The sequence below is a fragment of the Bacillus sp. PPSBB_2 genome (assembly GCF_045291115.1).
GTDB classification, from domain to species: Bacteria; Bacillota; Bacilli; order Bacillales; family Bacillaceae_G; genus Bacillus_A; species Bacillus_A cereus.
In genome coordinates, this window is record NZ_CP147983.1 from 4,441,254 (window position 1) to 4,468,013 (window position 26,760).

The window sequence follows — 26,760 nt, forward strand, 5'->3', positions numbered from 1 at the left end:
TCATAGCCGACTCAAATTATTTACAAACGACACCTGCACGTTTGGCAGATTCAACAGTATTATGAAGAAGCATTGTGATTGTCATTGGACCAACACCCTTTGGCACAGGTGTAATGTAACCCGCAACATCTAACACGTTGTCAAAGTCAACATCACCACAAAGTTTTCCTGTTTCTAAACGGTTAACACCAACGTCAATTACAACCGCCCCTTCTTTAATATAATCCGCTGTTATCATTTTAGGTCGTCCAACAGCTACGATTAAAATATCAGCTAACTTCGATAACTCTTTCATATTTTGCGTCTTAGAATGACAATATGTGACAGTGGCATTTTCATTTAAAAACAATTGCCCTACTGGTTTACCGACAATATTACTTCTTCCAATTACTACTACATGTTTTCCAGAAATATCAAGATTTGTTTCTTTTACTAATTCTACAATACCATGCGGTGTACATGGAAGGAATGTATCTTGTCCCGTCATCATACGTCCCACGCTGATTGGGTGAAATCCGTCTACATCCTTTTCTGGTGAAATTCTTTCAATGATAGCTTTTTCTTCAATATGTTTTGGTAAAGGTAATTGCACTAATATGCCATTAATACGGTCATCGCCATTTAAGCGATCGATTTCAGCAAGCAAACGTTCCTCAGTAATTGTTTCAGGAAGTTCAATTAGCTCTGAGTAAATCCCTACTTGTTCACAGCCTTTTTCTTTTCCTTTCACATAAGAACGAGATGCTGGATCTTCTCCAACTAAAATAACTGCTAATCCTGGTACAATACCTTGCTCTTTCAACTTCACAACTTCTTCTGTTAATTGTGCTCGTTTTTTCTCCGCAACTTCATTTCCTTTGATGATTACTGCTACCATTTTAAGATTCCCCCTTAAAGAATTTACAGTGTATCTTTTATATTAGATAAAACGCCGTTAATAAAACGACGAGATTCCTCATCCCCAAATGTTTTAGCAATTTCAATTGCTTCGTTAATTGTTACGTTGTGTGGAATTTCTTCCATGTATTTCATTTCATACACAGCTACACGTAAAATACTGCGATCAACAATACTAATACGCTCAAGCTTCCACTTTTTTAAATTTTGACGAATCGCTTCATCGATTGCTTCTTTATTTTCTACAAAACCTACTACAAGTGACTCTAGAAACTCATTTGTTTCTTCGCCTTCATCTAGCGTGTTTTCCACTGCTACTTTCGGTTCTAATTCACCTGTAATATCCATTTGGTATAATGCTTGCATTGCTCTTTCTCTAGCCGTCCTACGTTTCATTGTAACTCTCCTTTATGCTTCAAGTCTTTCCTTATACTTTGTTATATTATTATAATTTATAAGCCGTCAATTCACTTACTCTTACAGTTTTCATTGATTTTCCAACCTTATAATACAATGATAATAACACAATTTATCGTTTCACACACGGGTTACAAGGCTGAAAAATAATAAAAAGATTAACTTCAAGTTCCATATCTTATCACAATGTACGTTTTTTGGAAAAACGAAACATTTTCTTGTTTATTTCTTATTTTTTGAAATAGTATAATAATTAGAGGGTTGTAATTTGTGAAGAAATGAAACGATAAAAAAGATGCCTATGTTACTAGGCACCTTTTCATTCTTACACTGGTTCGATTTCTGTTTTTTGTGTTTCGAATGTTACGCCAACGATGTGAACATTCACTTCTTTTGGCTCAAGTCCTGTCATTGTAAAGAGTGCTTGGCGAATATTGTCTTGAATCTTTTGTGCAACAACTGGAATTGCTACACCAAAATACATTACAACATAAAGGTCAACGATAATATCTTCGTTTGCTAATTCAACCTTTACACCTTTACCATGATTTTTCTTACCTAACTTCTCAACAACATCTGTAGCAAAATTACCGCGCATTGCCGCTACACCTTCTACTTCTGCAGCTGCAATACCTGCAATTACTTCAATTACTTCTGGTGCAATTTCTACTTTACCAAGAGTTGTATCTTGACCCATATCTAACATATGTTCAGCCATGAAAAAAACCTCCTTTAATGTATCACTGCGTCACAAGTTCATGCTCTTCCAAAAATTTCGTATTAAACTCACCTTTTACAAAATCAGGATGATCTAGCAATTGCAAATGGAACGGGATTGTTGTATGTACGCCTTCAATGACAAATTCACTAAGTGCGCGCTTCATTTTTGCAATTGCCTCTTCACGTGTTTTTCCGTGAACAATTAATTTAGCAACCATCGAATCATAGAAAGGTGGGATTGAATATCCCGGATATACAGCTGAATCGACGCGAATACCAAATCCTCCTGGTGGTAAATACATTTCTACTTTACCTGGAGATGGCATAAATTTTTTGGCAGGGTTTTCCGCATTAATTCGACATTCAATTGCCCAACCATTAAATTGTACTTCTTCTTGCTGTAACGATAACTTTTCTCCTGAAGCAACAAGAATTTGCTCTTTAATTAAGTCCATTCCCGTTACCATTTCAGTAACCGGATGCTCAACCTGAATTCTCGTATTCATCTCCATGAAATAAAAGGTTTTCGTTTTATATTCATAAATAAACTCAACCGTACCAGCACCTGTATAATCAACCGCTACCGCCGCTTTAACTGCCGCTTCACCCATCTGCTTGCGAATATCTTCATCAAGTGCAGGTGATGGACTTTCTTCTAATAGTTTTTGCAAACGGCGCTGAATTGTACAATCACGCTCTCCTAAATGAATGGCATTTCCGTGTGTATCTGCCATTATTTGAATCTCAACATGGCGGAAATCTTCAACGTACTTTTCTAAGTATACACCAGGGTTCCCAAAAGCGGTACTAGCTTCTTGCTGTGTAATTTGAATTCCTTTTATAAGCTCTTCTTCATGGCGTGCAACACGAATACCTTTTCCGCCGCCACCTGCAGTCGCTTTAATAATAACTGGATATCCAATTTGATTAGCAAGCTCGATCGCTTCTTCGGTATTTTTAATAATCCCTTGTGAACCTGGTACAATCGGAACCCCTGCTTCTTTCATTGTATCACGAGCAACGTCTTTTGTGCCCATCTTTGAAATAGCTTCTGGACTTGGACCGATAAAAATCAAGTTACATTCACGGCATAACTCTGCGAAATCTGCATTCTCTGCTAAAAATCCGTATCCCGGATGAATAGCATCGCAGCCTGTTAACTTCGCAACGCTAATAATGTTTGTCAAATTTAAATAGCTTTCTTTCGAAATCGTTGGTCCTACACAATACGCCTCGTCTGCAATCTGTACGTGAAGTGACTCTTTATCTGCTTCTGAATAAATTGCAACTGTTTCAATATCCATTTCTTTACAAGCACGAATAATTCGTACAGCAATTTCCCCACGATTGGCTATTAATACTTTTTTTATCATCACAAAGACTCCCTTATTACGCTTTTACAAGAAATAGCGGTTGTCCATACTCAACAAGTTGTCCGTTATTAACAAGAATTTCAACAATTTCGCCCTCTACATCAGCATCAATTTCGTTAAATAACTTCATAGCCTCGACAATACATACGATAGAATCTTTCGATACTCTATCCCCAACACTTACATATGGAGGGGTATCAGGCGAAGAAGAAGAATAGAATGTACCTACCATCGGTGATGTGATTTTATGTAGGTTTTCATTTTGAACAGTCTTCTTCTCTTCTTGTTTTGGTGCTTCTGCTTGTGCTGCTGCTACTTTCGTTTCAACTTCAACAGGCGCTACTGGTTGCATAGCTTGTTTTGCTGCAGGTGCTTGCACAGCAACAACTTCATTACCACGCTTTTTCATTTTGATTGTTGTACCGTCTTTTTTGTATTCAAATTCATCAATATTAGAGCTATCAATTAATTTAATTAATTCGCGAACTTCTTGAATTTTAAACATGTAAAATCCACTCCCATACTCTTGTTTGTCCCGTTTTTACAGATTCTCGTCACGAAAACTAGATTGACTGTAAAAATACGATGTACTCTATTAGAAAATATATTTCATTAACTAATAGAAATATTTACTATTTCCATCTTACGATAAATTTTTTAAACATTCCAATTTATATTTCTTTATAATAAATCGAAATTCCTGTAAAAATATTATTCCAATAAAAAATTTAATACCTAGTAATAATACCAAGTTTCACATGAAATTGGCAAGACCACTTCTAAAAAAACATTCACTACTTTTTCAAAACGTTACACAGCAAACATGCCATTCCCTCTCCACTCTTCACCACACCTATAGTCAATAACATATTTTTACCAAATATTATTTTTTTGTTTACACGCCGTTCATCATTCCTTCATATAAGAATAGTATGTTCAAAGTGTAGAAAATATATTGTGTCGAGGTGTGGAAATATGATATGGCTCATTCTCTTTTTACCTGCTGTAATCGTTTGGGCATGCGTTCTTTTCATCCACGTCAAATCCGGAAAAAGTAATCATCAGTACCATGAACCACTAATCTTTTACTCACAACGTATTTCTCCGTTCCGAGTTGAACATAGTAAAAATAATTACAAAGACGAAATAGAAAAAAGCTATCGAAAATGATAGCTTTTTTCTATTCACACGTACTTACATACTCTTTTTACTATTTGCATACCCTTTGCTTAGTAAAAGATAATAATCCGCAGGGAAATCCCTACGGATTAAAGTTTCACTTATTTCGCTGGTGGATCAAATTTCACACCTACATCTTTTGATCCGCCTTCACTTCTTACAAGTTGAATAATTTTATTTGCTTCTTTCTGTGAATGTTTTGCCGCTTTAACCGTTACTCTAATATCAGTACCATCAGCTCTTACAAGAGCATCTGGATATCCTCCTTGAGATTTAATTACTGTCTCAAGTAATTCTTGCTTCGTTTCCATTGTAGTGATTGCATCAAAGTTATCTTTCGCTTTACTCTTTTCTGTCGCTGAAGATTTCGAAGAATTCATCACTTCTTGTAATTTTGCTTTCTCTTCACTACGCTGATCTTCCATTTGCATACGTAAAGCTGTGAAATTCTCATCACTTGATTGAACTGATACATTGCCCTCTTTTTTACTTGTTTCTTTTTTTGCATTTTCTTTTTTGTCTGTTTCTTTATTTGTTGTTTCTTTGCTTGTATTTTCTTTTTTCGGAGTTTCTTTAGGCGCTTCGTTTGTTACTGCTTTATCAGTACCTTGTTTTTCTTGTCCAATCTTTTCACCTGTTGCTGGCGATGCTGTATTCATTTTGTCAGGAGTTGTCACGTAATACACAGATAGTACAACAACTAAACTTAACATCGTTAATAGCCAAACTGTTTGTTTTTTTAACACTTTATTTCCTCCCTATCAATTTTTCGGTGAAACTGAAACGCGATGGGCCGGTACATCTAGCAGCCTTATCACAGCTTCTTTTACCATTGCTTTAACTTGTATATTATCCACTCCCTTTGCTACGACAAGAACACCACGTACTTTCGGCTTCTCTGTTCGTAAAACAACAGGAGTTTCTTTATCCCCTTCACGTATAATGACAGTCTTTTCATCAAGAGACTCGTCCTCTACTTCTCTCTTACCGCCTGTTTTATCTGTTTCACCTGTTGTTTGTGAGCGTTTCACTGTATTTTTTTCTAAAATTTTTTCTTCAGATGAATCCAAATTCACTTTAATCGTTACGTCTTTTACTCCTGCTATTTCTTCTAAAGCAGTTTTTAATTCTTGTTCATACGCTTTTTCATATTTTTCTACATTTGACATATTATCATTATTTTTTTGTCCAAAAGTTGGTACATCTTTTTCCTGGTTTTGAGTTTTTTGTTCTTTAAATACAGGTACTTCTTCTTTTTTACTTGAAAAAAAACTACTAGAAAACATAAGCAACATTCCAAGTATGAGTAGGACAAGTAAGAACTTAGGTGTTACCTTTCTTCCCTTCTCATTACTTTCTTTTTCATCTCCATTCAATAAGTTTCGAAAAAATGAGAACTTCGAATTTTTATCTTTATTGTCCATTTACTCTACCTGTCCTCCCTTCCATTTGAACTTGGATTTGTTTATTCTCTAGTTGCCACCTGCTTGAAAAGAAGTCTTTCATTTCTACATTCGTTTCCTCTACTTTTTTCGGTGGTTCTTTCGTGTTAATTTCAACTGGTTTTACTGTTTCGATTGCATCATTTTTACTACGTTCTTTTTCTTTTAACGTCACAACAACAGATTGAATATCTTTCGCTGACTTTACTTCCGCTGTGCTTTCCGCTGCGACTATTTGTATTTCAGAGACTGACATACCATACTGTTTCTCAAACTCTTTTCCTACTTCTTTTTTCATTTTGGTAGCCATCTCTTCTAAACTATATGCACGTGTTAGAGCTTGTATTTCTTTTTTCTTCGAATCTATTGAATTTTTTACAGATCCTTCTGCTACGTACTTTTCTTCATTAAAATTTGCAATTACTTCATTTACATCTGTCTGCAATAGTTTAAAAAGAGGTGTTAAAATTAATACGACTAACAAAAGACTTACAACGAATTTAACGTATTTTTGCAAATTCGAATTTGGAAGAATAAGATGAAGCATTGTCGCTAAGAGCAAAAAAACGATAATATTTCTGATCCACTCTGTAACAAATTGCATACTCTTCACCTCCTACCGCATCATAAGTGTAATATTCCCCGCAGCAATAATAATTGTAATACTTAAAAAGAACATAAATGATACGATAGCTAAGCAAGCAAATACGTAAATGATGCTTCGTCCAATAATGTCTAAGCATTGAATAATTGCTCCGCCGCCAACCGGTTGCAATACTGCTGCTGCGAATTTATAAATAAATGCGATACAGAAAATTTGAATCGCTGGAAAAGCAACAATTAAACATAAAATGACGAGCCCAATAATTCCGACTGTGTTTTTCAATAATCCTGATGCGCTAATAACAGTATCTGCCGCTTCTGTAAACATCCTTCCGACTACTGGAATGAAGTTCCCTGTTACAAATTTAGCAGTTTTCACAGCTATTCCATCAGCAACAGCTGTTGCTGTTCCTTGTACAGATAATACCCCTAAAAAAATCGTTAAAAAGATACCGATAATCCCAACGCTAACGTTTTGCAGAAGCTTGGACAATTTCGTCACTTTATATTGATCACTCATTGTACTTACAATACTTAATATCGTTGCCAGTAATAAAAGCGGTAGAACGATATAATTCATAAGAAGCCCGCTTGTATTCATTAAGAAAATGATAATCGGATGAAAGAAAGATACAGATACAACCCCGCCACCAGTCGCTATAAGCGCCAATAAAATTGGCAATAGCGCTAATATGAAATCTACCATTGTTTGTATCGTTTCTCTTGCATATGTCATAACGACATAAAAACTATTTAAAGCAAAAATAATAAGTACCATATATACAACAGCATCAGCAATTTTACTTACACTACTTTTTGAAAAAGCGGATTGCAGTGATTGCAACAATGCACTAAAGATTGTGAGCATAATGAGTGTGCCAAGCAGTTTTCCATTAGCTGCAAGCTCATGAAATAAATATTTTAATAACCCTATCATCCACTCTTTTAGAGAGAATTCTTTTTCTCCCTTTACAAACTCCATAAAACTCCCTTTTTGACTCTCTGGCAAATAGCCTCCATATTTTGTAACAAGCCCGTCCCAAAATTGCTTCACATCTTCAATTCCGAGCTTATCCAATTGTTGATCAACGACGTTTGTTTCTACAGGAGAAGCTTGTACAACAACTGGTAAAGAAAAGAAAAGGAAGCAAGCAAATAGCAGCTTAGCTCCAAACCTCCTCAACATTCACTCCCCCTTATCCCGTCGGTAAAAATCCGAGAATAGTTTCAATTACAACCGTCAAAATAGGAATTGCCATAACGAGAATTAAGATTTTCCCAGCAAGTTCAATTTTCGAAGCGATGGCACCTTGACCAGCATCTTTTGTAATTTGAGCTCCAAACTCGGCAATATAAGCAATTCCAATAATCTTTAGTAACGTTTCCACGTAGACGTTACTAACTTTCGCTTCACTCGCAACTCTCTCAATCATTTGTAAAATAGAATGAATTTGATCGATTAAAATAAGAAACATCACGCTACCTACGAACACAATAAATAAAGATGTAATACTAGATTTATGCTGGTTCAAAACAGCAGCTAAAAACGTAGCAACGAGGCCTAATCCGACAATTTGTATAATTTCGATTCGAACCGCCTCCTTTACTGGAAGAGAAAGACACTTTTAATCTTGTCGAATAGCGTATTAATTAAAAATGCAACATGAAATAAAATGACGACAAAACCGACAAGGATAACCCAATTTGCAATATCCTCACGCTTCAATTCTTTTAGTACAGTATGAATGAAAGCTAAAACAATGCCGATTCCGGCGATTTGAAATATTAATCCAACATCAATGGACATCGCCTTTCTCCCCCCTATAGCAGTAAAATTACAATAAGTAGCCCTGCTAGTACCCCTAAGCTCTTAATCATTTTTTCGTATTGCAGTTGTAAAGCTTTCGCTTCCTCTTCTTCTCTCTCCAAATGTGTAATACATAAGCGAATATGTTTTTGTTGTGATTCACGATCATGTTGCCCTAGCGTTTCACCAAATTGCTGCAGTATTTCATACTCGGTTTGTTGAAAAGCCGTCAACTTCCAATTCTCTTTCAAACTATCTATCCAAGCTTCCCTTACTGTTTGTTCTCCACTTTCTAGTTTTTTAGCGAAACTTTGAAATATCCAATTTAATGGCTTTGGCATTTGTTTAACTAATCGCTCGGCAGCCTCAGATAAAGGTGTGTGTCCATACATAATTTCTGCCTCTAATGATTGAAGTGCTGATTTTAATAACCTAAGTTGCCTCGGTCTCTCACTGTATCTTTTAGCGTACGAAAACCCGAAAAAGGTGCTGACCGCAACGATTAACACTGCACCAAATATTTTCACCATACGCCCTCAGCCTTTCTATTTGATAACACTGGTTTTCCATATTTATCTTTCACCTGCATAACCGTTCCTGGACCCCTCGCTTTTGACAACTCCACAAACCTATCAAATATACCAAGCTCTAGCACTGCCTTGAGCGATGGACGTCTCACAACATCCTCATAGGAAAATCCGTGTGCGCTTATAAAAAGCTGGACACCTGCATGCACTGCCTCCATAATTGCTTCACTATCTTCTTTACGGCCAATTTCATCTACGATCAAAATATCAGGACTCATAGAACGAATCATCATCATCATTCCTTCTGCCTTTGGACATGCGTCTAACACATCGACTCGGGTACCAAAATCATATTGCGGGATCCCTTTCACACAACCAGCAATTTCTGACCGTTCATCAACGATCCCCACTTTACAGGAAGGAATTTCCGAAGCACTTACCCCTTGACTCATGCAACGTGCTACATCTCTTAAGAGTGTCGTTTTTCCCGTTTGGGGAGGGCCAATTACCATCGTGTTTAACCACCTTTTTTCATACAAATATGGCAAAAGCGGTTCAGCAATCCCTATTTTTTGACGAGCAATACGAATATTAAAGGAAGAGACATCACGAATCATTTTCACTGCGCTTTTTTCTGTAATGACTTTTCCTGCTAACCCGATTCTATGCCCTCCGCGAAGCGTCGCATACCCACGTTTTAATTCCTCTTCCATCGTATAAATTGAGAATTGACTTAACTTATTCAATAAGTAAATAGCATCCTCTGCAGTAGTGATATAGTCATAAAAAAACACCTTTCCGTGTGCAATACACTCTAGCGGCCTTCCAATTCGAACACGAATTTCCTCTAAAGCATCGTATTGCTTACATTCTTCAATTAAGTACTTCATCGTTTTTGGTAAAACTTCTAATACCTCTTTCATCGGCTTCTCCCCACTATACTCGACTTACTATTTCAGTAATGCGATAAAAATACAGCAAATTCCAAGCGCTAGAAAAAAGAGCTTCAAGAAAGAAATTTCACTTGCTACACTCGCTATCCCAATTGTCATTGTTAAAATTAATACGGTAGGTCCAACAAACGCCAACATACCATTTATAAACAACGCTTTCTTCGCATCATTCACATAAAGCATAAGCAAAGCAGCAAATATCTCCGCACTACCTGAAAATAATCGAAGTGCCCCCATAACAAGCACGGATGTTTCCATTGCCGCTAGCCACTGTTTCATTCTTCCACCTTCTCCCGTAACAGTTACTAACTTCGTATTCTAAAAAAGAATATATTTGTACAACCATATGCAGAGGTTGTCTATTTCAGAAGTAAAAACATAATTTTTCTCTAAATTCCGAATTACAATCTGAATATTCATATTATTTCATGGTATATTATGGTATATTTAGTTTAAAAGAGGTTTAAACCATGCAACACGTCACTTTATTACCACTAGATTTATGCCATACAAATGTGATTTTCGAGCTATCAAGTGATCCACATATAAAAAATGCATTGGGAATAACGGTAGAAAACATCGAAGACACGAAAACATTTCTTCTTTTCGCAATAGAAGAAGAGCGTCAAAAGAAATCCTTATCGAGAATGATTGTGAATGAAAAAAATGAAATAATTGGCCTCACCACACTTAAACATATTAATAATGAAAAAAAGCAATCTCACATTGGTAGTTGGCTCGGCTATCCGTACTGGGGAAAAGGCTATAACGAGGCTGCTAAAAAAGAAATCTTTAAAATCGCCTTTTTAGACTTACAACTTTCCTACGTATTTGCTGGTGCTAAAACGAATAATATCCGCTCACTAAAAGCACAAGAAAAACTACCTTATATTTCATTGCATGTGGAAAACAAGTTTCCAGACGAACACGCTGCACTAGAGAAAGAAGTAAAGTCACCTTGCTCTCTGCATGTCGTGTCACGTAAAAATTTTTTAAACTGGTTGAAATTACAAAATGAGGAGGAAAAATATGAAGGCATTGAAAATTAGTTTAACCGTTGTAGCAGAATTAGCTCTTATTTATCTTTTTTCATTATTAGTCGGTTGGTCATTTATAGAGACCTTTTTCCTTGGTAGTTTAGCAATATTTGCAATTATGTGGTTAATTATTATGAGTAACCATAGAAATAACATTACAGATCACGCAATAAGTAAAACATTAACTGGCGTTGAGACTGGCGAAATAAAACCATTTCAAATTGTTTTGACTCCATCTATTATGGGTACTCTTTCACTTGTTTTAGTCAGTTTTATAATAACAGCTATTTACTATCTACCCTATTTCCTATAAAAAAAGCACTCGTGAATTATCACGAGTGCTTTTTTACTATGCACGAGAAACGTATTTACCTTCACCAGTGTTGATGATAAGCATTTCGCCTTCGTTAATGAAGATTGGTACTTGTACAACAAGACCAGTTTCTAATGTAGCTGGTTTTGTTACGTTAGAAGCAGTATCACCTTTAATACCAGGCTCTGTTTCTGTAACTTGTAATTCAACTGTGTTTGGAAGTTCAACACCAAGTACTTCGCCTTGGTAAGTCATAATTGCTACTTCCATGTTTTCTTTTAGGAATTTAAGCTCGCGCTCGATTTGTTTTTCACCAAGTTCGATTTGCTCATAAGTTCCGTTATCCATAAATACATGAGCCTCACCGCTTGCGTATAAGTATTGCATACGACGGTTTTCGATGTGTGCTTTTTCTACTTTCTCACCTGCACGGAATGTTTTCTCTTGAACAGAACCTGTGCGAAGATTACGTAGTTTAGAACGAACGAATGCAGCACCTTTACCTGGCTTTACGTGTTGGAAATCAAGTACTTGCCAAAGGGCATTGTCCACTGAAATTGTTAAACCTGTACGAAAATCGTTTACTGAAATCATGTAAAAAAATCCTCCTGTGTATTACAAAATAATAAGTTCTTTTGGTGATTTCGTAATTACTTCATTACCTTCACTTGTCACAATGATATCATCTTCAATACGTACGCCGCCAATACCTGGAATATAAATACCTGGCTCTACTGTTACAGCCATACCTGGTTCAAGTACTATATCAGAACGGAACGCTAAACCTGGTGCTTCATGGATTTCAAGACCTATTCCATGACCAGTAGAGTGTCCAAAGTATTCACCATATCCTTTTTCCGTTATGTAGTCACGCGTTAGCGCATCAGCCTCGCGACCTGTTAAACCAGCTTTAATACCGTTCACACCACGTAATTGTGCTTCTAAAACGATATTATAAATTTCTTTTAATTTATCAGATGGTTCACCGACTGCAATCGTACGAGTAATATCAGAACAATATCCTTTGTAATAAGCGCCGAAGTCTAATGTAACGAAATCTCCTGTTTCTATCACTTTTTCAGATGCCACGCCGTGCGGTAATGCCGAACGAAGACCTGAAGCAACGATAATATCAAACGAAGAAGATGTTGCTCCTTGTTTTCTCATGAAAAATTCAAGTTCATTTGACACTTCAATTTCAGATACTCCCGGGCGAATGAATGATAGAATATGCTCAAAGGCAGCATCTGCAATCTGTGCAGCTTCCTTTAATATCTTAATCTCTGAATCAGTCTTTATCAAGCGTAACTTTTCTACAAGTCCAGAAGTCGGGATAAATTCAGCATCAATCGCTTCCTTATGCACTGAATAAGAACTATATGTAAGAGTATCTTGCTCAAAACCAAGTTTTTGAATTCCAAGCTCTTTCACTTGCTTTGCCACTTCATCAATGATCAATCCTGCGTGCTGTACAACCTCATATCCAACCGCTTGTTTACTTGCCTGCTCGACGTAACGGAAATCTGTAATAAATTGAGCACGATCTTTTGAAATAAGAACAACGCCTGCTGTTCCTGTGAAGTTAGCCATATATCTACGACTATGTTCATTTGTTAACAAAATACCGTCAATGCCAGCCTCATCAAATGCACTTCGTAATCTTTCAATTTTCTCCATTACTTTATGCCTCCCTCAATTTCTCCATTAATGCAAATAACGCTAACTTATAGCCATAAAAACCAAATCCTACAATTTGACCTGCACAAACAGCTGCCGTCACAGATTCATGACGGAACGATTCACGCTGATGAATGTTAGAAATATGTACTTCAATAACAGGAATCGAAATGCTCGCAATGGCATCACGAATCGCATAGCTATAATGCGTAAATGCTCCCGGATTTAAAATGATCCCTTCATATATATCTTCCGCTTCATGAATAATGTCGATAATGGCACCTTCATGATTCGATTGGAAACATTCTAACTCCACTCCCATTGTTTCTGCTTCTTGCTTCATATCTGCTTCAAGTGTCGCTAGCGTGCCCTTTCCATATACATTTACCTCACGAACACCGAGGCGATTTAGGTTAGGACCGTTTACGAGGAGTAACTTTTTCATATTCTTAAAACTCCTTAATATTAAATATCTATACAATATTTTAACATAGGAGTTACTTATTTGAATAGTTCGTCTTCTCTTGCCCTTCTTGTTCTGCTTTATTGCTATTTACTGCGTAAGAAACAGAATATGCTATAAACACACCATACAATATAAAAATACATATTGTCGTCACAATTGTCTCTTTTGGTAAATGGAGCGCACTTTTAATAACAGGAGCCATTAAACCCATCCCCAAAAACAGTAGTGCCCACCAAAATAGCCCATAAATAATTCCCGCTATAATCCCTTCAAACTTCGCAAAAAATGCTTTATACAAAAAGGCGATCAAAATTGAAAGAAGTCCCATACACACTATTCCGAACACATTGCCCCATACACCCTCTTTCCAACTTCCAAACGCAAATGGTAAAAGGAAATAATTCGGTCCCGCCTCCGTGAATGAAAATATATGAAGGAAATACCAGATCCCGCCCCAAAAGATTCCACCAAACAAACCAATCTGCACAAAATTCCTTGTTCCTAATTGTTCTTGACTCACATCGACACCTCCGCTCAATAGTATGCCCGAAACTATTTTGAAGCATGTTTAAATCCTGCGAAATTTGTCTATAAAAAGAATAAGAAATGTCCGACTCTCATAACATTTTCCCTTGTCATCTACTTGTATTTGCCGATAAAATAAAGGAAACTCGGTGATTGTCTTATTTCAAAACGACAGAACCCAGTATGACAATTGCCTCTTTTTCTACATAAGAGAGAAACAAATACAGGTTGGTGTTAACATGGCAGAAGAGTCAAAACAAATATATGGCGGGCAAGCGGTCATAGAAGGAGTTATGTTTGGCGGTAGAGAATATACTGTTACAGCGGTTCGTCGTAAAGATAAATCGATTGAATTTTATCGATTACCACGCGTTCGTAATAAAGTACTATCTACCCTAAAAAAAATTCCATTTTTACGAGGGATTGCCGCTATTGTGGATGCAAGTGCGAATGGAGCAAAGCATTTAAACTTCGCTTCAGAACGATTTGACGTCCACCCAGAAGATGATGAACAAATTGCAAATAAAAAAGAAGAACAATCAAAATTAACGATGGTATTAGGAGTTGCAGCTGTTGGCGTTTTATCTTTTATATTCGGTAAAGTCATTTTCACAGCAGTTCCTGCACTATTAGCTGAATTAACGAGACCGATTTTCCCATCTCATACTGGGCAAATCATTGTCGAAAGTGTCATTAAGCTCATGCTATTATTGAGCTATATATACTTTATTTCTTTAACCCCACTTATTAAGCGGGTATTTCAGTATCACGGTGCAGAGCATAAGGTAATCAATGCTTACGAGAATAACCTTCCTCTGACTGTAGAAAACGTTCAAAAGCAAACTCGTCTCCATTATAGATGCGGCAGTAGCTTTATTATATTTACAGTCATTATTGGAATGTTCGTTTATTTCCTAGTCCCTACAGATCCTCTTTGGGCACGAGTTATAAACAGGATTTTATTAATTCCAGTTGTACTTGGTATTTCTTTTGAAGTATTGCAATTTACAAATCGATTACGAGATATTCCCGTATTACGCGTACTTGGATATCCTGGATTATGGCTACAACTATTAACAACGAAAGAACCAACAGATGATCAAGTGGAAGTAGCAATTGCATCGTTTGAAGAATTATTACGTTTAGAGAACAAACAATAATTATTTAAAAATGGTGTTCAACTCCTTTCCTCATCGTTAATATACTAATTTCAATATATGTTTTTAGGAGGTGTCCCTTATGAACGGTCGTTCGTTTACTTTCGCTATATTTGTGCTTATTATCGGATTGGCAATATTCGGCCTTGTTTCATCTGTTATTACAAATCCCATGGGTGTATTAAGAAATATCGGGTACATGTTACTTGTTGTCGGTATCTTTTACTTGCTATACAAGATGTTTACAAATTCCAGTGGTTCCGCAAATTCGCAAAGCTCATATAAGCGTGCGGCAAAACAATCGAACCGCAAACATGGGAAACAAAATGTAGCACCCCTAGGCAATTCTTTCTTTAAGTCAAATACTTCTAATGACAAAAGTAAAAAAGGGAATTCTTCCACTTTGAAACGAAAAAGAAAACAGTCTCATTTAACTGTCATTGAAGGCAAAAAAAGCAAAAAGAAAGACCGTGCTTCCTTTTAGGAAATACGGTCTTTTTTTATACTTTGAAGCACTTCTTTTAAACTTTTCTCTCTCATACTTTCAATTCGAAGATGATGATTTTCAAACGGTAAATTCCGTGTCACATCATTAGGTACCACAACGCACGTTAATCCCGCTGCAACTGCTGCTCTCAATCCATTTAATGAGTCTTCAAATACAACAGCTTCAGATGGCTTAATTCCTAATTCTTCTATTGCAACTCGATAAAGAGCTGGATCTGGTTTTACCTTCTCAACATCTTCTCTCGTTTTAATTACTTCAAAATATTCTCGAATTTGTAGCTCTTCTAAAAAATGAATAACCCATTCTCTAGAAGAACTAGAAGCTAGTGCGATTTTTAATCCCATTTCTTTCGCTTCTTCTAAATATTCTTTTACCCCGTCACGAGCTTCTGGTATTCTCATTTTCTCTTTATGTAAAGTTGCCACTTTTTCTTTTAATACACTTTTGTTAAACTTCTCTTTTAATTGATCATTTAAATATGTATAAAGTACCTCATCTGTTGTTCCAATGCATTTCGCAAATTCCTCTAAAGGTAGTTCCCCGCCGTATTCACGAACAGCATCTCTGAAAGAGTGAAACCATATCGTTTCTGTGTCCACAATTAATCCATCAAAATCAAAAATAATTGCTTTCATAATTCTCCCATCCTTTTCGAATTGAAATAAAAAAGGAAACGCCATACGTTCCCCTTAATTACTTTTCTCTTCATTTGCTCTTTGAACACCGCGAAGCGTTTCCACTCGGACCGCATCTTGTTCAAAGTATTGCACTAAATCACCAATGCGATCAATCGCTTCCCAACTTAAATGATGTTCAATTCCTTCTACATCATTGTAAATTTTACTTTCATCCACACCGATAATACGCATAAATTGCTCTAGCAAGTCATGACGATATACGAGACGTTCTCCGATTTTTTTACCTTTTGTTGTTAATACAAGCCCTCTATATTTTTCATAAATTAGATATTCATCTTTGTCTAATTTTTGCACCATTTTTGTTACAGAGGATGGATGTACACTAAGCGCTTCAGCAATATCAGATACGCGGGCGTAACCCTTTTCATCAATCAACAAATAAATTTGTTCAATATAATCTTCCATACTAGGGGTAGGCATCGGTTTCCTCCATCCAAGTTCATTTTGCTTATTCCGTACGAAGCAATCAATAAAATGATACACCAGAAAGAATAACGTGACAAGTTGAAAACGAGCCTAAATATATAAAACAAAAAAGAATCTGTATTTGCATACAGACCCCCCTTAAGTAAAATATTGTATTTCTGCATTAGGAAAAAACTCATTTATATAACCTCTTATCGTTTCTTCCAATACTGCTGCATCATCCTTTTTATATACATATTTTCCGATGCCATATCGTCCCCATTTATACTTCCGCTTCTCTTCATCCATTTCAAGCTTCGTATTTGGATAACGCTCTTGAATAACCTTTTTCGCTGGTTTTGTAAAACGATGCTGAATTAATTCAAACGTTAAATTTGGTATCGTCATATCCTTCAGCGCATTGTACAGTCGCTCAAATAGTTCACGGTATCCTTCTTCCCATCCTTCATGCATATAAAGTGGCGCAACTATAAAACCAAGTGGATAACCCGCGCCTGCTACTTTACGAGCAGCTTCAATTCTTTCTTCAAACGGTGATGTCCCTGGTTCAAAATTTTTAATTACATACCGTGAATTAATACTAAACCTGAAACGCGTTTTCCCATTATGTTTTGCATCTAACAAATGATCAACGTGCGAATATTTCGTAACGAAACGCAAACGCCCATGCTCACTTTCTCCAATAAATTCAATCGCCCTCTTTAATGCATGTGTTAAATGATCAATCCCAACGATATCTGATGTACAAGCAGCTTCAAACCTTGTGATTTCAGGTGCTCTTTCATCCATATATTGCTGTGCCTTCTCAAATATTTCATCAAGATTCACATACACGCGAACGTAAGGCTTACTCCCAAGTGTCGTTTGCAAATAACAATAATGACAATGTCCCATACATCCTGTTGCAAGCGGAATTGCATATTCAGCTGACGGTTTTGAAGTATCAAACTTTAATGTCCTCCTCACCCCAACGACAAGCGTTGCTTTTGCATTACGATACTTTTGTAAATCATTTTCACCCGGCAAATTCCGAATTTGATTATGGGATGTCGTTTCACGAATTTCTAATCCCATCTTCGTAAACTTCTCATAAAGCTCTTTTCCAAGTGGATATTCAAGTGCCTTCGGTTCAAAGTACACGAGTTTTGGCATAAATGGTTTCATACGCTTCCCTCCTCTCGTTAGTATGGGAAACATTGAAAAATTAACACTCATTAAAGTTTTCCACTTCAGTAACTTGCGTTGCAAGTTACTGAATGTTATAATCCGGATAACAGCTACCTTGCAACGCAAGTTACCTGAGTAAAAGGTGGTGAAATCATGCACAGCCAAATGTTAAAAGGTGTACTAGAAGGTTGTATCCTATACATCATTTCACAAGAAGAAGTGTACGGATATGAACTGAGCACAAAATTAAATAAACATGGCTTTACATTCGTAAGCGAAGGAAGCATCTATCCGTTATTATTACGTATGCAAAAAGAAAAATTGATCGAAGGCACATTAAAAGCTTCCTCACTCGGTCCAAAGCGAAAATATTATCACATAACCGATAAAGGATTAGAACAACTTAAAGAATTTAAACAAAGCTGGGGAATAGTTTCTACTACGGTAAATAACTTATTACAGAGGGAGTGATAGGGATGAATGCACAAGACATGATTGAATTGAATAATAAAAAACGTGAGCTTCTAACTTCCGAAAACGAGGCTGCTTATGGTGATATGTTAGTATATCTTCGAATATCAAACGTACCCGAGCAACAAATGGAAGAACTGTTACTAGAAATATTAGATCACCTCATCGAAGCACAAGCAGAAAATAAAAACGCTTATGACATCTTCGGAGATAATTTACAATCTTATTGCGATGAACTTATATCAGCTTTACCAACTCAAACAAAGTTAGAAAAAGCCTCTTTAATTGGATTTTCTATTAGCTTACTTCTTGCTATACAGTTTGGCATAAATGCAATTATTTCATTTTTTATGTTTTTCTTTGAAAAAAACAATACATTATCAAGTCCGCCTTTTAGCATCCTTGGAACTACTTTGTCCGTTTCAATAATTATACTAGGTATACTATTTATTTTATATTTATTAAAGCGTTACTCCTTTAATCAGAAAATGAATTGGAAAAGAAGAATTCTATTTGGATTCGCATTTGCTACTCCATTTTGTTCCGCTGTATTCTTAAATATTTATTTCCAAAAGCAACCTTACCTCATTTATCATCTAAACTTTTGGCAAAATGCTTTAATTGCTATCTTATTTTTTATTTTATATAAATTACTATATAAAAAATCAAATTTTTAACAGCCCTTCAAAAGGCTGTTTTTTCTTCTGTCTAATTTTACAAATTGAAAAATTTCATAAAGAAAATAAGAAAAATGCAAAATAATTAAAGTTAATTGTTGACGTGATGCTTTTATTATCGGTATCATAAATCTTCGTGAGCAATTATTTTTCGTTATACGATTTTTTTATTATTACTGAATTTTTGAGAGGAGAAATTAGATGTCAGTTAAGAAGAAAACGCAAGTACGCACCGGCAAAATGGTACGTGAACTAATGTTAGCAGACGAAGATGTAAATGCTTCGCTAATTATGGTATATAGTGAAAACGGTGTAAACGCAGAAATTAAAATCGAGGGCTTAACGCCGAAATGTAACGAAGAATTATTTTTGAGCGGAAACGTGGATTGGAACAAGAATGTTATTTATAAAATTGTTGATTTCACTGGAAACGCTGAAGTTGGTAAAGTTACATTAACAGCGATGAACAAAAACAATGTGTCTCTAGAAATTGAACGCGTTATGTGGAGTAAAGAAAATAAAGAAGCTGCCGAGCAAGAAGAAACACAGGTAGAAGCAGCACCGAAAAAAGAAGTAGTTGTAGAAGCTCCAAAAGCAATTACACCTGCTCCTAAGCCTGTTACGCGTGTGGAAACACCTGCTATGGCACCTAAGCCTACTCCGGTACCGACACCGAAGCCAGTAAGCGTAGAAGCAGCTGTAGAACTAGTTACTCCAGCGCCTGTGAAAAAAGCAGTCCCTACTCCAGTTACAAAGCAAGAGACAGCACCGATTGCTCCTGCAAAACCGAAGCAGCCTGCTTTGACTGAAACAAATTCAAAACTACAAGAAAATTATGTTAAACTCGTGAAAAAGACAATTGAAGTTTGTCAAGATTACGAGCTTGGCATCGACATAGATGATTCTATTGAAAGCTTAAAAGAAGAACTACAAAGCCAAGGTATTAGCGTTACATTTGACAAAGAAATTATGGACGTTGTAAGTCGCCTTCGTTCTTTACAAGATAAAGGAATCAAAGTAGAAAAAGTACTTAATTTACTATAAAAAAATAAGAGGTGGCAATTGCCATCTCTTATTTTTTATAATTCCACTCATTACTTTCATACTTTTCTTTCGCTAACGTTTGAACTTCATGTAACTGTTCTTCTGTTAATTCATATGGAACAAGTTCTACATCCAATCCTTTTTCAAAGCCAACTTCAAACGCTTTAATTAACTGTTCTATCGTAAATGTACGGTCTGTTAATTCATTAATTGCTACTGCTTTAGAAGAGAACATACTCTTCATACGTTCCTTCACACGTTCATTTGGGAATAAAAATAGATCATATAGTTCATCTAAATCAATTTCTAATGGAATCGATCCATGCTGTAAAATAACACCTTTTTGACGTGTTTGAGCACTACCAGCAATTTTTCGTCCTTCCACTACAATTTCATACCAAGATGGTGCATCAAAACATACGCCTGAACGTGGATTTTTTAAATTTTCACGATCTGCTTCTGTTTTTGGAACTGCATAATAGGCTTCTAACCCTAATGCCTTAAAACCATCTAATAAACCTTGCGAGATAACACGATACGCTTCTGTAACTGTTTTCGGCATATTCGGATGATCTTCAGACACAATAACACTATACGTTAACTCTTTGTCATGTAGTACACCCCTGCCGCCTGTTTGACGACGAACGAATCCATATTTCTTTTCGTTAACTACATCCATATTAATATCTTTTTCAACACGTTGAAAATACCCAACTGTTAATGTTGGTACTTCCCATTCATAAAAACGAATTGTTGGTGGCATTTTCTTTTCACTTTGCCAATTTAATAAACATTCATCTAACGCCATATTAAATGCCGGTGAACATTGACCAGAGTTAATATAACACCATTTTTCTTTTCCCATCCTGCACCTCATATAACCAATTATTTTTCACATTCTCTAGTCTACCAAATTCGACAAAATTTGTGAAAGAATACGAAATTTCTTCTTATATGCAAATGAATCTGTTGCATAAATACATAAGGGCATTATAATATTGAAAGTAGGATAAGAAAAAAGGGAGCGATAGAATCGTGTCAACAACTTGGATTATTTTATTAGCCGTAATCGTAGCATTTATCGGCTACACTGTATGGATGTACTTCTATCAGAAAAAATTAATTAAAACTCTTACAGAAGAAGAATTTCGCGCTGGCTACCGTAAAGCACAGCTTATCGATATTCGTGAAGCAGACGAATATAACGCAGGGCATATTTTAGGTGCACGTAACATTCCGTTATCACAAATTCGCCTTCGCCATAAAGAACTTCGTCAAGATCAACCTGTTTACTTATATTGCCAAAGCGGATTCCGTACAGGTCGTGCAGCGCAATACTTAAAAAAACAAGGCTACAAAGATTTCTACCAATTACAAGGTGGATTTAAATCTTGGACAGGCAAAATTAAAAAGAAATAATAACATACAAAAAACTAGCTGAATAAATCAGCTAGTTTTTTCATTTCATCTTATTCGCAATGTATAATAAATTCTGCTTGATTACCTTTTCATCGTTCTCTTCTACATTCCGATACAGCAGCTGATATTCAATTCCTTTCTCTTTCCATATAAGCGTAGCAAATTCGTCACCACGTTCATAATCATCTTTATTTTTAAAATAAGCAGACGTTCCATTATTCAGTTTCATTTGTTCTTGAAATCGCTTCTCTTCCATAAGATCTGGAAAACTATAAGGAAAGTTCGCGACATTTAACTCAATATACTCATTTCTACCTGGCTCCTTCTGTTTATATTTAATCGTTAAGACAGCGTTCTTTTTCCCAAGCGTTCTTACTTCACCCTTCACATCACTTGTAATGTCGTACGGTAAAAACGTTGGAACTTTAAACTTCACCGGAAAATATTTTGGAAGTTCCTTTAGCGGAATAGGATCCGTAACACGATCCATAGCTCCTCCTGTTGTTCCCACAAAGTGTTTTTCTTCTTGCATCGTTTGCTGAAACGAACACGAACTAAATACAAAACTAGAAAACACGAAACAAATGATTCTTTTTTTCAATTTGTTTCCGCCCTTTCATACCGCTCTCTTAACGAACGAAGCGTTGATATGCTCTTCATATTCGCTTTGTCATCAAACTCCACCTTTGAAAACTTTCTACGTTATTCTCACACATTTTGACAACACTTTTTGCAAACAAAAAAGACCCCTATCATTCTTACGCCCAAGTGAAAAGGTTACGCGAATAAAAAGAAGTCTTATTAATACCATAGTTTGTGAAAAGCTTTTCAGGTCAAGATTTTTTCTTTCTTATTATTTTCCCTTTATAATAAGTGAAAGAGGTGATACATATGGCCAATATAAAACAAATTGCTAAAACTGCTGGTGTATCGATATCAACTGTTTCTCGTGTCCTGAATAATCACCCTTACGTAAAAGAAGAAAAGCGTAAGCGTGTTCTAGATGCTGTTGAAGAATTAAACTACGCAAAAAATATAAATGCTGTCCATTTAATAAGAGGGAAAACATATACAATTGGCGTTATGCTTCCTTTCATTAACCTCCCCTACTTCAGTACCATTATTGAAGGAATCGGTAACGAAGCATTATTAGCTGGATATCACATTAATTTATGCCAAACAAATTACGATAGCCTTGAAGAAATTCGTGTTCTTGAAATGATGAAAATGAAACAATTTGATGGGATGATTATTTGCTCCCGAACGAGCTCTTGGGAACAAATCGAACCTTTCGCAAAATTTGCCCCTATTATTTCATGTGAAAAAATGAAGCATCCCCTCATTTCATCCATCTACGTAGATCATTATGAAGGTTTCCGTCTTGGTACTGCCTATTTACTAAGTAGAGGCCATGAAAAAATCGGAATTTGTTTAGCAAGAAAAACAAGTGTAAATTCCATGGAGCGCGAAAAAGCGTTCGCCGATACACTTCGTAACGAAGGCAAAACGTTGCATCCTGAATGGATTTTCCACCAATGCTATACAATGCAGGACGGAGCACAAATACTCCATCGTATTTTAAATATGAAAAATCGTCCAACTGCTATTTTCACAGCGAACGATCAAGTTGCAGCTGGTTTATTAACAGAGGCTCGAAAACATGGTATTCGAGTACCTGAAGACCTTGCTATCCTTGGATTTGATAATCATGAAATTTCAAAGGCATTAGAAATTTCCACAATTGAACATCCCGGTCTCGCAATGGGCTCACATGCTTTTTCTTTATTCCATAAGCAGATCCAAAGCGAGCAAATTGTCGGCAGTGCAAAAGAACTTTCATTCCATTTAATTGAGCGAGAGACTGTCTAAAAAGAGCGTTACTTATAACGCTCTTTCTCAGCTCTTCACCTATTGACTTTATATTTCCCATCTCATATAATGAACCTAACGAACGGTAGGTAGGGGATGAAAATGACAGCAAACCGCATTAAAGCTGTAGCACTTTCTCATTTCGCACGCTACGGCTATGAAGGAACTTCATTGGCAAATATTGCTCAAGAAGTTGGGATTAAAAAACCATCGATTTACGCACACTTTAAAGGAAAAGAAGAGCTATATTTCATATGCTTAGAATCTGCTCTTCAAAAAGATTTGCAGAGCTTCACAGGCGATATCGAAAGCTTTTCCAATTCGTCCACTGAAGAATTGCTTTTAAAATTATTAAAAGGGTATGCAAAACGATTTGGTGAAAGTGAAGAATCAATGTTTTGGTTACGAACTTCTTATTTTCCGCCTGATGCATTTCGCGAACAAATTATTAATAAAGCAAATGTACACATTGAAAACGTCGGAAAACTTTTATTCCCTGTATTTAAAAGAGCAAGCGAACAAGATGAGCTGCATAACATTGAAGTAAAAGACGCCTTAGAGGCTTTTCTATGCTTACTCGACGGTCTTATGGTTGAACTACTATACGCAGGTTTAAATCGTTTTGAGACACGTTTAGACGCTTCTTGGAAAGTATTTTGGCGCGGACTTTCAAACTGACGGATTGCTCCTTTGCAATGCGTCGTTTTTAAGCCCTTTACCTAACGACTGGTAGGAAGGAGAAATGACATATGGCATGGATTTATGTAATCATCGCTGGTATTATTGAAATCTTTTGGGTGATTGGACTAAAAAAAGCAGAGGCACCACTTGAATGGGCTGGTGTTGCTCTATTAATTACAATTAGTTTCGTCTTATTATTTAGAGCTTATAAAGATTTACCTGTCGGCACTGTATACGCAGTCTTTACAGGAATTGGAGCTGGTGGAATTGTTCTTACAGAGATTTTCATCTTCGGAGAACCTTTCTCTATCGTAAAAGTTTTATTAATCGGTTTAATCTTCTTCGGAGTAATTGGTTTAAAACGAGTAACAGAAGAAAAAGAAGCGAAGGAGGCCGCATAAAATGGCTTGGGTATTTTTAATTCTAGCTGGTATTTGTGAAATTATTGGTGTACTCTTTATGAAAGTAGCCACTGAAAAGAAAGGCTGGGCACCAAAAGTTATTTTAATCGCTAACTTCGGCGTAAGCTTCTTCTTCTTATCTCTTGCGATGAACACATTACCGATGGGAACTGCTTACGCAATTTGGACTGGAATCGGAACTGCTGGAAGTGCACTTCTAGGCATTCTCATTTTCCGAGAATCAGCGGATTGGCGTCGTCTTGCTTTCTTAAGCTGTATTCTATGCGGCGCTGTTGGCTTAAAACTATTAAGCTAACGTGAGGTGAATGTCATGTGGAAAGAAAAAGGAAAGAAAATATTAGCATGGATCACACTTGGTATCCTCATTCTATTACAAATAAGTTTTCATATAATAGAATCATTGTTTCATAAAGTATTATCCATTCTCACATTCCTTCCTAACATGACACTTGAAATTATATCGATTGTTTGGTCCATTATCGCCTCCATTGCAATCGTCATTATATGGAGTATCGCCAAACTATGGAATAAGTTATTTAAAAAGGACAGTATTTCTGAAAAAGAATAACTGTCCTTTTTTATATTCATTCAGACTTTCTGTAGAAGTTACATGTGATAAGACAAAACAGACCAATTATGGCAATACTTATACCAACCCCTTTATGTAAACTTGGAAATAACAGTGGTATATCCGAGTAAACATTTGCTAATATGAGGCCGATTGAAAATAAAAATATTCCTATTCTATATAACCATTTTCTTTTGTTCATCATTCTCCCCTCCTAACATTTTTCATATACTCCTTTCTTTTGGACATACTACCTAAAAAAGGAGTGGATAATATGCAAAATTCTATACATAAGCAAATTCTATTTTTATTTTTCCTATTTCTTATTCTCGTTATCGTTTTCAGCTTTATATTACATACTCCAAAAGATGTTGTACCGAGTAACCTCTCTGTTTATAAACTTTTACTTTCCTATTGTCGTTATTGAAGAAGGTGCCTTTTATAGGGCACCTTTTAAAATTCTCTCTTCTCATACAATTTCACTGAAACGAAGATAGATATTATAAACATGCATATTGAACTAATGAATAACACGCTGTTATATAGTTGAATTTGTTCTAGGTTGATTCCAAAGAAAATAGAAGAAACGGCCATAGGTGCTATTAGTATAAAAATCGCAATAAAAATAGTTTTTTTATAGGCCAACCAAAACGATATCGGTAAAACAAAGCTTAAATACACTAAAATAAAGCTAATACTAGCAACCATTGTCGTTTCAATAAATTCAAATAGGTTAACCCCATTCTTCATTCCCATCGTAAAACAACCGACCATTACACTTATAAAAAGAATAATAATTGCTACTATATATTTTGCAAATACAATATGTTTTTTCAATATTGGTAAACTATTTACTATAACTTCACTCTCATTTTTACTATCTGCTTCAAATGTTTTTACTGTTGCCCCAACTGTAATAATTACTGACATAATTATGAACAGATTTTCCGTATCTGTTAAGGCCATATAAAAGAAAACAGGATACAGTATGTACCAAATTAAAAATTTCCATTGAATAATGAAATCTTTTAAAATTAGTTGCTTGATCATGTATTACCCCTCCTAATATGAAAATGCTCCTTCTATAACTCTGCCTCCTGAAACATTTTCATTGAGAGAAACATTGATATGACTATACTTACTAACACTCCAATACTAAGAACACCCATTGCTAGTGTAGCCTCTTGAGAGTGAAGTACTTTTAACATAATTGTTTTATCACCAAAAATATTGCACATAAGACCAATCATACCCATTAAAGGAAAAAGCATAATCAAATTCAAGACAGTAATAACTTTATATCCCCCAATGTAATTAGTCGGTATCGTTACTGCACAATAAATCAAAGTTGCTACTATCGCTGAAAACACTGCATATCCAGGCATGACTATATCCCTGTCCAATAAAATATTTCCTAATATTACGACTATAAAAGTTACACTTAAACCAGCCATAATAAATAATGTGCTTGAAATATATTTAGCTATAATTATCTCTTTTCTCGTTATAGGTAAACTCACTAATACTTTTTCCGCTTTACTTTTCTCGTCATAATAAAAAGAAATATATATAATCGTACTACATGTTATAAATATTCCTATTGCAATCCCCATTGGTTCGACGGAATTCTTAAAAATAGATAAAATAGGGATTAAAAAATAGAAAGGAAACATCTTCTTCTGTAAAAAAAACTCCTTCAAAATCAACTGTTGCATAT

The 26,760-nt window shown here is 35.8% G+C and carries 40 protein-coding genes; 14 read left to right on the forward strand and 26 right to left on the reverse strand.

The genetic code is table 11. The annotated features are described in order from the left end of the window. Positions 1 to 16: 16 nt before the first annotated feature. The 5 genes from folD to accB all read right to left on the reverse strand — a co-directional run bounded on the left by folD (position 17) and on the right by accB (position 3,912). Positions 17 to 877, reverse strand: coding sequence for a bifunctional methylenetetrahydrofolate dehydrogenase/methenyltetrahydrofolate cyclohydrolase FolD (folD, locus tag V6946_RS22285; protein ID WP_000226732.1), 861 nt, complete (start codon positions 875 to 877; stop codon positions 17 to 19). Between the two features lie 23 nt (positions 878 to 900). Beyond that, positions 901 to 1,293, reverse strand: a complete 393-nt coding sequence (nusB, locus tag V6946_RS22290) for a N utilization substance protein NusB (protein ID WP_000830247.1) — start codon at positions 1,291 to 1,293, stop codon at positions 901 to 903. A 346-nt stretch (positions 1,294 to 1,639) separates the two neighbouring features. Continuing rightward, complete coding sequence (locus V6946_RS22295) at positions 1,640 to 2,032, reverse strand: Asp23/Gls24 family envelope stress response protein (protein ID WP_000807630.1); 393 nt, start codon at positions 2,030 to 2,032, stop codon at positions 1,640 to 1,642. A 22-nt stretch (positions 2,033 to 2,054) separates the two neighbouring features. Further along, on the reverse strand, positions 2,055 to 3,407 hold the full coding sequence (accC, locus tag V6946_RS22300; protein ID WP_000592870.1) for an acetyl-CoA carboxylase biotin carboxylase subunit: 1,353 nt from the start codon (positions 3,405 to 3,407) through the stop codon (positions 2,055 to 2,057). A 16-nt stretch (positions 3,408 to 3,423) separates the two neighbouring features. Then, positions 3,424 to 3,912, reverse strand: a complete 489-nt coding sequence (gene accB, locus V6946_RS22305) for an acetyl-CoA carboxylase biotin carboxyl carrier protein (RefSeq protein ID WP_406622121.1) — start codon at positions 3,910 to 3,912, stop codon at positions 3,424 to 3,426. Positions 3,913 to 4,382: 470 nt separating this feature from the next. On the opposite strand from accB, the gene V6946_RS22310 reads away from it, so the two are divergent. Further along, positions 4,383 to 4,577, forward strand: coding sequence for a hypothetical protein (locus V6946_RS22310; protein WP_000638000.1), 195 nt, complete (start codon positions 4,383 to 4,385; stop codon positions 4,575 to 4,577). A gap of 110 nt (positions 4,578 to 4,687) precedes the next feature. Here the strand turns inward: V6946_RS22310 and V6946_RS22315 are convergent, their stop codons facing one another. The 9 genes from V6946_RS22315 to V6946_RS22355 are packed head-to-tail and all read right to left on the reverse strand — an operon-like array spanning position 4,688 to position 10,197. After that, positions 4,688 to 5,332 carry a SpoIIIAH-like family protein gene (locus tag V6946_RS22315; RefSeq protein WP_000914709.1) on the reverse strand — a complete coding sequence of 215 codons (645 nt, stop codon included), beginning with the start codon at positions 5,330 to 5,332 and terminating at the stop codon, positions 4,688 to 4,690. A 15-nt stretch (positions 5,333 to 5,347) separates the two neighbouring features. Continuing rightward, positions 5,348 to 6,010, reverse strand: coding sequence for a stage III sporulation protein AG (spoIIIAG, locus tag V6946_RS22320; RefSeq protein ID WP_000368881.1), 663 nt, complete (start codon positions 6,008 to 6,010; stop codon positions 5,348 to 5,350). Next, positions 6,000 to 6,632: a stage III sporulation protein AF gene (spoIIIAF, locus tag V6946_RS22325; protein WP_001161052.1), complete on the reverse strand. Its 633-nt coding sequence runs from the start codon at positions 6,630 to 6,632 to the stop codon at positions 6,000 to 6,002. Before spoIIIAF ends, spoIIIAG begins: the two co-directional genes overlap by 11 nt. A 12-nt stretch (positions 6,633 to 6,644) precedes the next feature. Beyond that, a complete protein-coding gene (gene spoIIIAE / locus V6946_RS22330) occupies positions 6,645 to 7,817 on the reverse strand; it encodes a stage III sporulation protein AE (protein ID WP_000946110.1) in 1,173 nt (390 codons plus the stop codon). A gap of 10 nt (positions 7,818 to 7,827) precedes the next feature. Continuing rightward, entirely contained in the window at positions 7,828 to 8,211 is a 384-nt protein-coding gene (gene spoIIIAD / locus V6946_RS22335; protein WP_077393170.1) for a stage III sporulation protein AD, read from the reverse strand. Positions 8,212 to 8,234: 23 nt separating this feature from the next. Continuing rightward, positions 8,235 to 8,438, reverse strand: a complete 204-nt coding sequence (gene spoIIIAC, locus V6946_RS22340; protein ID WP_000020914.1) for a stage III sporulation protein AC — start codon at positions 8,436 to 8,438, stop codon at positions 8,235 to 8,237. A gap of 14 nt (positions 8,439 to 8,452) precedes the next feature. Next, positions 8,453 to 8,968, reverse strand: a complete 516-nt coding sequence (gene spoIIIAB / locus V6946_RS22345) for a stage III sporulation protein SpoIIIAB (RefSeq protein ID WP_000238702.1) — start codon at positions 8,966 to 8,968, stop codon at positions 8,453 to 8,455. Continuing rightward, positions 8,962 to 9,888: a stage III sporulation protein AA gene (spoIIIAA, locus tag V6946_RS22350; protein WP_366981589.1), complete on the reverse strand. Its 927-nt coding sequence runs from the start codon at positions 9,886 to 9,888 to the stop codon at positions 8,962 to 8,964. The genes spoIIIAB and spoIIIAA overlap by 7 nt, the downstream gene beginning before the upstream one ends. A gap of 27 nt (positions 9,889 to 9,915) precedes the next feature. Next, entirely contained in the window at positions 9,916 to 10,197 is a 282-nt protein-coding gene (locus V6946_RS22355; RefSeq protein ID WP_000816050.1) for a YqhV family protein, read from the reverse strand. A gap of 191 nt (positions 10,198 to 10,388) precedes the next feature. Between V6946_RS22355 and V6946_RS22360 the strand changes: the two genes are divergently transcribed. Continuing rightward, a complete protein-coding gene (locus tag V6946_RS22360; RefSeq protein ID WP_006921527.1) occupies positions 10,389 to 10,967 on the forward strand; it encodes a GNAT family N-acetyltransferase in 579 nt (192 codons plus the stop codon). Continuing rightward, positions 10,948 to 11,268, forward strand: a complete 321-nt coding sequence (locus tag V6946_RS22365; protein WP_366981590.1) for a hypothetical protein — start codon at positions 10,948 to 10,950, stop codon at positions 11,266 to 11,268. Before V6946_RS22360 ends, V6946_RS22365 begins: the two co-directional genes overlap by 20 nt. Before the next feature lie 36 nt (positions 11,269 to 11,304). On the opposite strand, the gene efp is transcribed toward V6946_RS22365, so the two are convergent. The 4 genes from efp to V6946_RS22385 are packed head-to-tail and all read right to left on the reverse strand — an operon-like array spanning position 11,305 to position 13,931. Continuing rightward, positions 11,305 to 11,862 carry an elongation factor P gene (efp, locus tag V6946_RS22370; protein ID WP_000626516.1) on the reverse strand — a complete coding sequence of 186 codons (558 nt, stop codon included), beginning with the start codon at positions 11,860 to 11,862 and terminating at the stop codon, positions 11,305 to 11,307. A 21-nt stretch (positions 11,863 to 11,883) separates the two neighbouring features. Next, positions 11,884 to 12,945, reverse strand: coding sequence for a Xaa-Pro dipeptidase (gene pepQ / locus V6946_RS22375; RefSeq protein WP_000411039.1), 1,062 nt, complete (start codon positions 12,943 to 12,945; stop codon positions 11,884 to 11,886). 4 nt (positions 12,946 to 12,949) lie between these two features. After that, on the reverse strand, positions 12,950 to 13,390 hold the full coding sequence (gene aroQ, locus V6946_RS22380) for a type II 3-dehydroquinate dehydratase (protein ID WP_000735140.1): 441 nt from the start codon (positions 13,388 to 13,390) through the stop codon (positions 12,950 to 12,952). 52 nt (positions 13,391 to 13,442) lie between these two features. Continuing rightward, the gene (locus V6946_RS22385) at positions 13,443 to 13,931 is read right to left on the reverse strand and encodes a YqhR family membrane protein (protein ID WP_000076881.1); all 489 of its coding nucleotides are present in this window, start codon (positions 13,929 to 13,931) and stop codon (positions 13,443 to 13,445) included. Between the two features lie 244 nt (positions 13,932 to 14,175). Here V6946_RS22385 and V6946_RS22390 point away from each other — a divergent pair, with 244 nt between their 5' ends. Both V6946_RS22390 and V6946_RS22395 read left to right on the forward strand, forming a co-directional pair. Further along, positions 14,176 to 15,096, forward strand: coding sequence for a DUF1385 domain-containing protein (locus V6946_RS22390; protein WP_000807121.1), 921 nt, complete (start codon positions 14,176 to 14,178; stop codon positions 15,094 to 15,096). A gap of 79 nt (positions 15,097 to 15,175) precedes the next feature. Next, positions 15,176 to 15,577 carry an SA1362 family protein gene (locus V6946_RS22395; protein WP_001014463.1) on the forward strand — a complete coding sequence of 134 codons (402 nt, stop codon included), beginning with the start codon at positions 15,176 to 15,178 and terminating at the stop codon, positions 15,575 to 15,577. Here the strand turns inward: V6946_RS22395 and V6946_RS22400 are convergent. From V6946_RS22400 to splB, 3 genes are all read right to left on the reverse strand, one after another. Further along, entirely contained in the window at positions 15,574 to 16,236 is a 663-nt protein-coding gene (locus V6946_RS22400; protein WP_025687934.1) for an HAD family hydrolase, read from the reverse strand. The genes V6946_RS22395 and V6946_RS22400 overlap by 4 nt on opposite strands. A 54-nt stretch (positions 16,237 to 16,290) precedes the next feature. Further along, complete coding sequence (mntR, locus tag V6946_RS22405) at positions 16,291 to 16,719, reverse strand: transcriptional regulator MntR (RefSeq protein WP_001143084.1); 429 nt, start codon at positions 16,717 to 16,719, stop codon at positions 16,291 to 16,293. Between the two features lie 144 nt (positions 16,720 to 16,863). Beyond that, positions 16,864 to 17,889, reverse strand: coding sequence for a spore photoproduct lyase (gene splB / locus V6946_RS22410; RefSeq protein ID WP_006921537.1), 1,026 nt, complete (start codon positions 17,887 to 17,889; stop codon positions 16,864 to 16,866). Between the two features lie 156 nt (positions 17,890 to 18,045). Here splB and V6946_RS22415 point away from each other — a divergent pair, with 156 nt between their 5' ends. The 3 genes from V6946_RS22415 (at position 18,046) to V6946_RS22425 (ending at position 20,084) form a co-directional block, all read left to right on the forward strand. Next, the gene (locus V6946_RS22415) at positions 18,046 to 18,363 is read left to right on the forward strand and encodes a PadR family transcriptional regulator (RefSeq protein WP_406622122.1); all 318 of its coding nucleotides are present in this window, start codon (positions 18,046 to 18,048) and stop codon (positions 18,361 to 18,363) included. 5 nt (positions 18,364 to 18,368) lie between these two features. Further along, complete coding sequence (locus V6946_RS22420) at positions 18,369 to 19,040, forward strand: DUF1129 family protein (protein ID WP_000993584.1); 672 nt, start codon at positions 18,369 to 18,371, stop codon at positions 19,038 to 19,040. 201 nt (positions 19,041 to 19,241) lie between these two features. Next, complete coding sequence (locus V6946_RS22425) at positions 19,242 to 20,084, forward strand: hypothetical protein (RefSeq protein WP_406622123.1); 843 nt, start codon at positions 19,242 to 19,244, stop codon at positions 20,082 to 20,084. 28 nt (positions 20,085 to 20,112) lie between these two features. Here the strand turns inward: V6946_RS22425 and V6946_RS22430 are convergent, their stop codons facing one another. Next, on the reverse strand, positions 20,113 to 20,949 hold the full coding sequence (locus V6946_RS22430) for a biotin/lipoate A/B protein ligase family protein (protein ID WP_000514081.1): 837 nt from the start codon (positions 20,947 to 20,949) through the stop codon (positions 20,113 to 20,115). A 170-nt stretch (positions 20,950 to 21,119) separates the two neighbouring features. Here V6946_RS22430 and V6946_RS22435 point away from each other — a divergent pair, with 170 nt between their 5' ends. Further along, on the forward strand, positions 21,120 to 21,503 hold the full coding sequence (locus V6946_RS22435) for a rhodanese-like domain-containing protein (protein WP_000108653.1): 384 nt from the start codon (positions 21,120 to 21,122) through the stop codon (positions 21,501 to 21,503). A 40-nt stretch (positions 21,504 to 21,543) separates the two neighbouring features. On the opposite strand, the gene V6946_RS22440 is transcribed toward V6946_RS22435, so the two are convergent. Further along, positions 21,544 to 22,080 carry a hypothetical protein gene (locus V6946_RS22440; RefSeq protein ID WP_033692318.1) on the reverse strand — a complete coding sequence of 179 codons (537 nt, stop codon included), beginning with the start codon at positions 22,078 to 22,080 and terminating at the stop codon, positions 21,544 to 21,546. A 314-nt stretch (positions 22,081 to 22,394) separates the two neighbouring features. Here V6946_RS22440 and V6946_RS22445 point away from each other — a divergent pair, with 314 nt between their 5' ends. The 5 genes from V6946_RS22445 to V6946_RS22465 all read left to right on the forward strand — a co-directional run bounded on the left by V6946_RS22445 (position 22,395) and on the right by V6946_RS22465 (position 25,043). Further along, positions 22,395 to 23,372 carry a LacI family DNA-binding transcriptional regulator gene (locus V6946_RS22445; protein WP_006921543.1) on the forward strand — a complete coding sequence of 326 codons (978 nt, stop codon included), beginning with the start codon at positions 22,395 to 22,397 and terminating at the stop codon, positions 23,370 to 23,372. Between the two features lie 96 nt (positions 23,373 to 23,468). Continuing rightward, positions 23,469 to 24,050: a TetR/AcrR family transcriptional regulator gene (locus tag V6946_RS22450; protein WP_002005730.1), complete on the forward strand. Its 582-nt coding sequence runs from the start codon at positions 23,469 to 23,471 to the stop codon at positions 24,048 to 24,050. Between the two features lie 71 nt (positions 24,051 to 24,121). Next, positions 24,122 to 24,454, forward strand: a complete 333-nt coding sequence (locus V6946_RS22455) for a multidrug efflux SMR transporter (RefSeq protein WP_000312339.1) — start codon at positions 24,122 to 24,124, stop codon at positions 24,452 to 24,454. Position 24,455: 1 nt separating this feature from the next. Beyond that, positions 24,456 to 24,770 carry a multidrug efflux SMR transporter gene (locus tag V6946_RS22460; protein ID WP_000312623.1) on the forward strand — a complete coding sequence of 105 codons (315 nt, stop codon included), beginning with the start codon at positions 24,456 to 24,458 and terminating at the stop codon, positions 24,768 to 24,770. Between the two features lie 15 nt (positions 24,771 to 24,785). Then, positions 24,786 to 25,043, forward strand: a complete 258-nt coding sequence (locus tag V6946_RS22465) for a DUF3975 family protein (protein WP_000265368.1) — start codon at positions 24,786 to 24,788, stop codon at positions 25,041 to 25,043. A gap of 16 nt (positions 25,044 to 25,059) precedes the next feature. Here the strand turns inward: V6946_RS22465 and V6946_RS22470 are convergent, their stop codons facing one another. The 3 genes from V6946_RS22470 to V6946_RS22480 all read right to left on the reverse strand — a co-directional run bounded on the left by V6946_RS22470 (position 25,060) and on the right by V6946_RS22480 (position 26,758). Then, positions 25,060 to 25,248, reverse strand: coding sequence for a hypothetical protein (locus V6946_RS22470; RefSeq protein ID WP_016123326.1), 189 nt, complete (start codon positions 25,246 to 25,248; stop codon positions 25,060 to 25,062). Positions 25,249 to 25,496: 248 nt separating this feature from the next. Further along, entirely contained in the window at positions 25,497 to 26,093 is a 597-nt protein-coding gene (locus V6946_RS22475; RefSeq protein WP_006921547.1) for an ABC-2 transporter permease, read from the reverse strand. Positions 26,094 to 26,125: 32 nt separating this feature from the next. Next, entirely contained in the window at positions 26,126 to 26,758 is a 633-nt protein-coding gene (locus V6946_RS22480; protein ID WP_006921548.1) for an ABC-2 transporter permease, read from the reverse strand. Positions 26,759 to 26,760 lie beyond the last annotated feature (2 nt).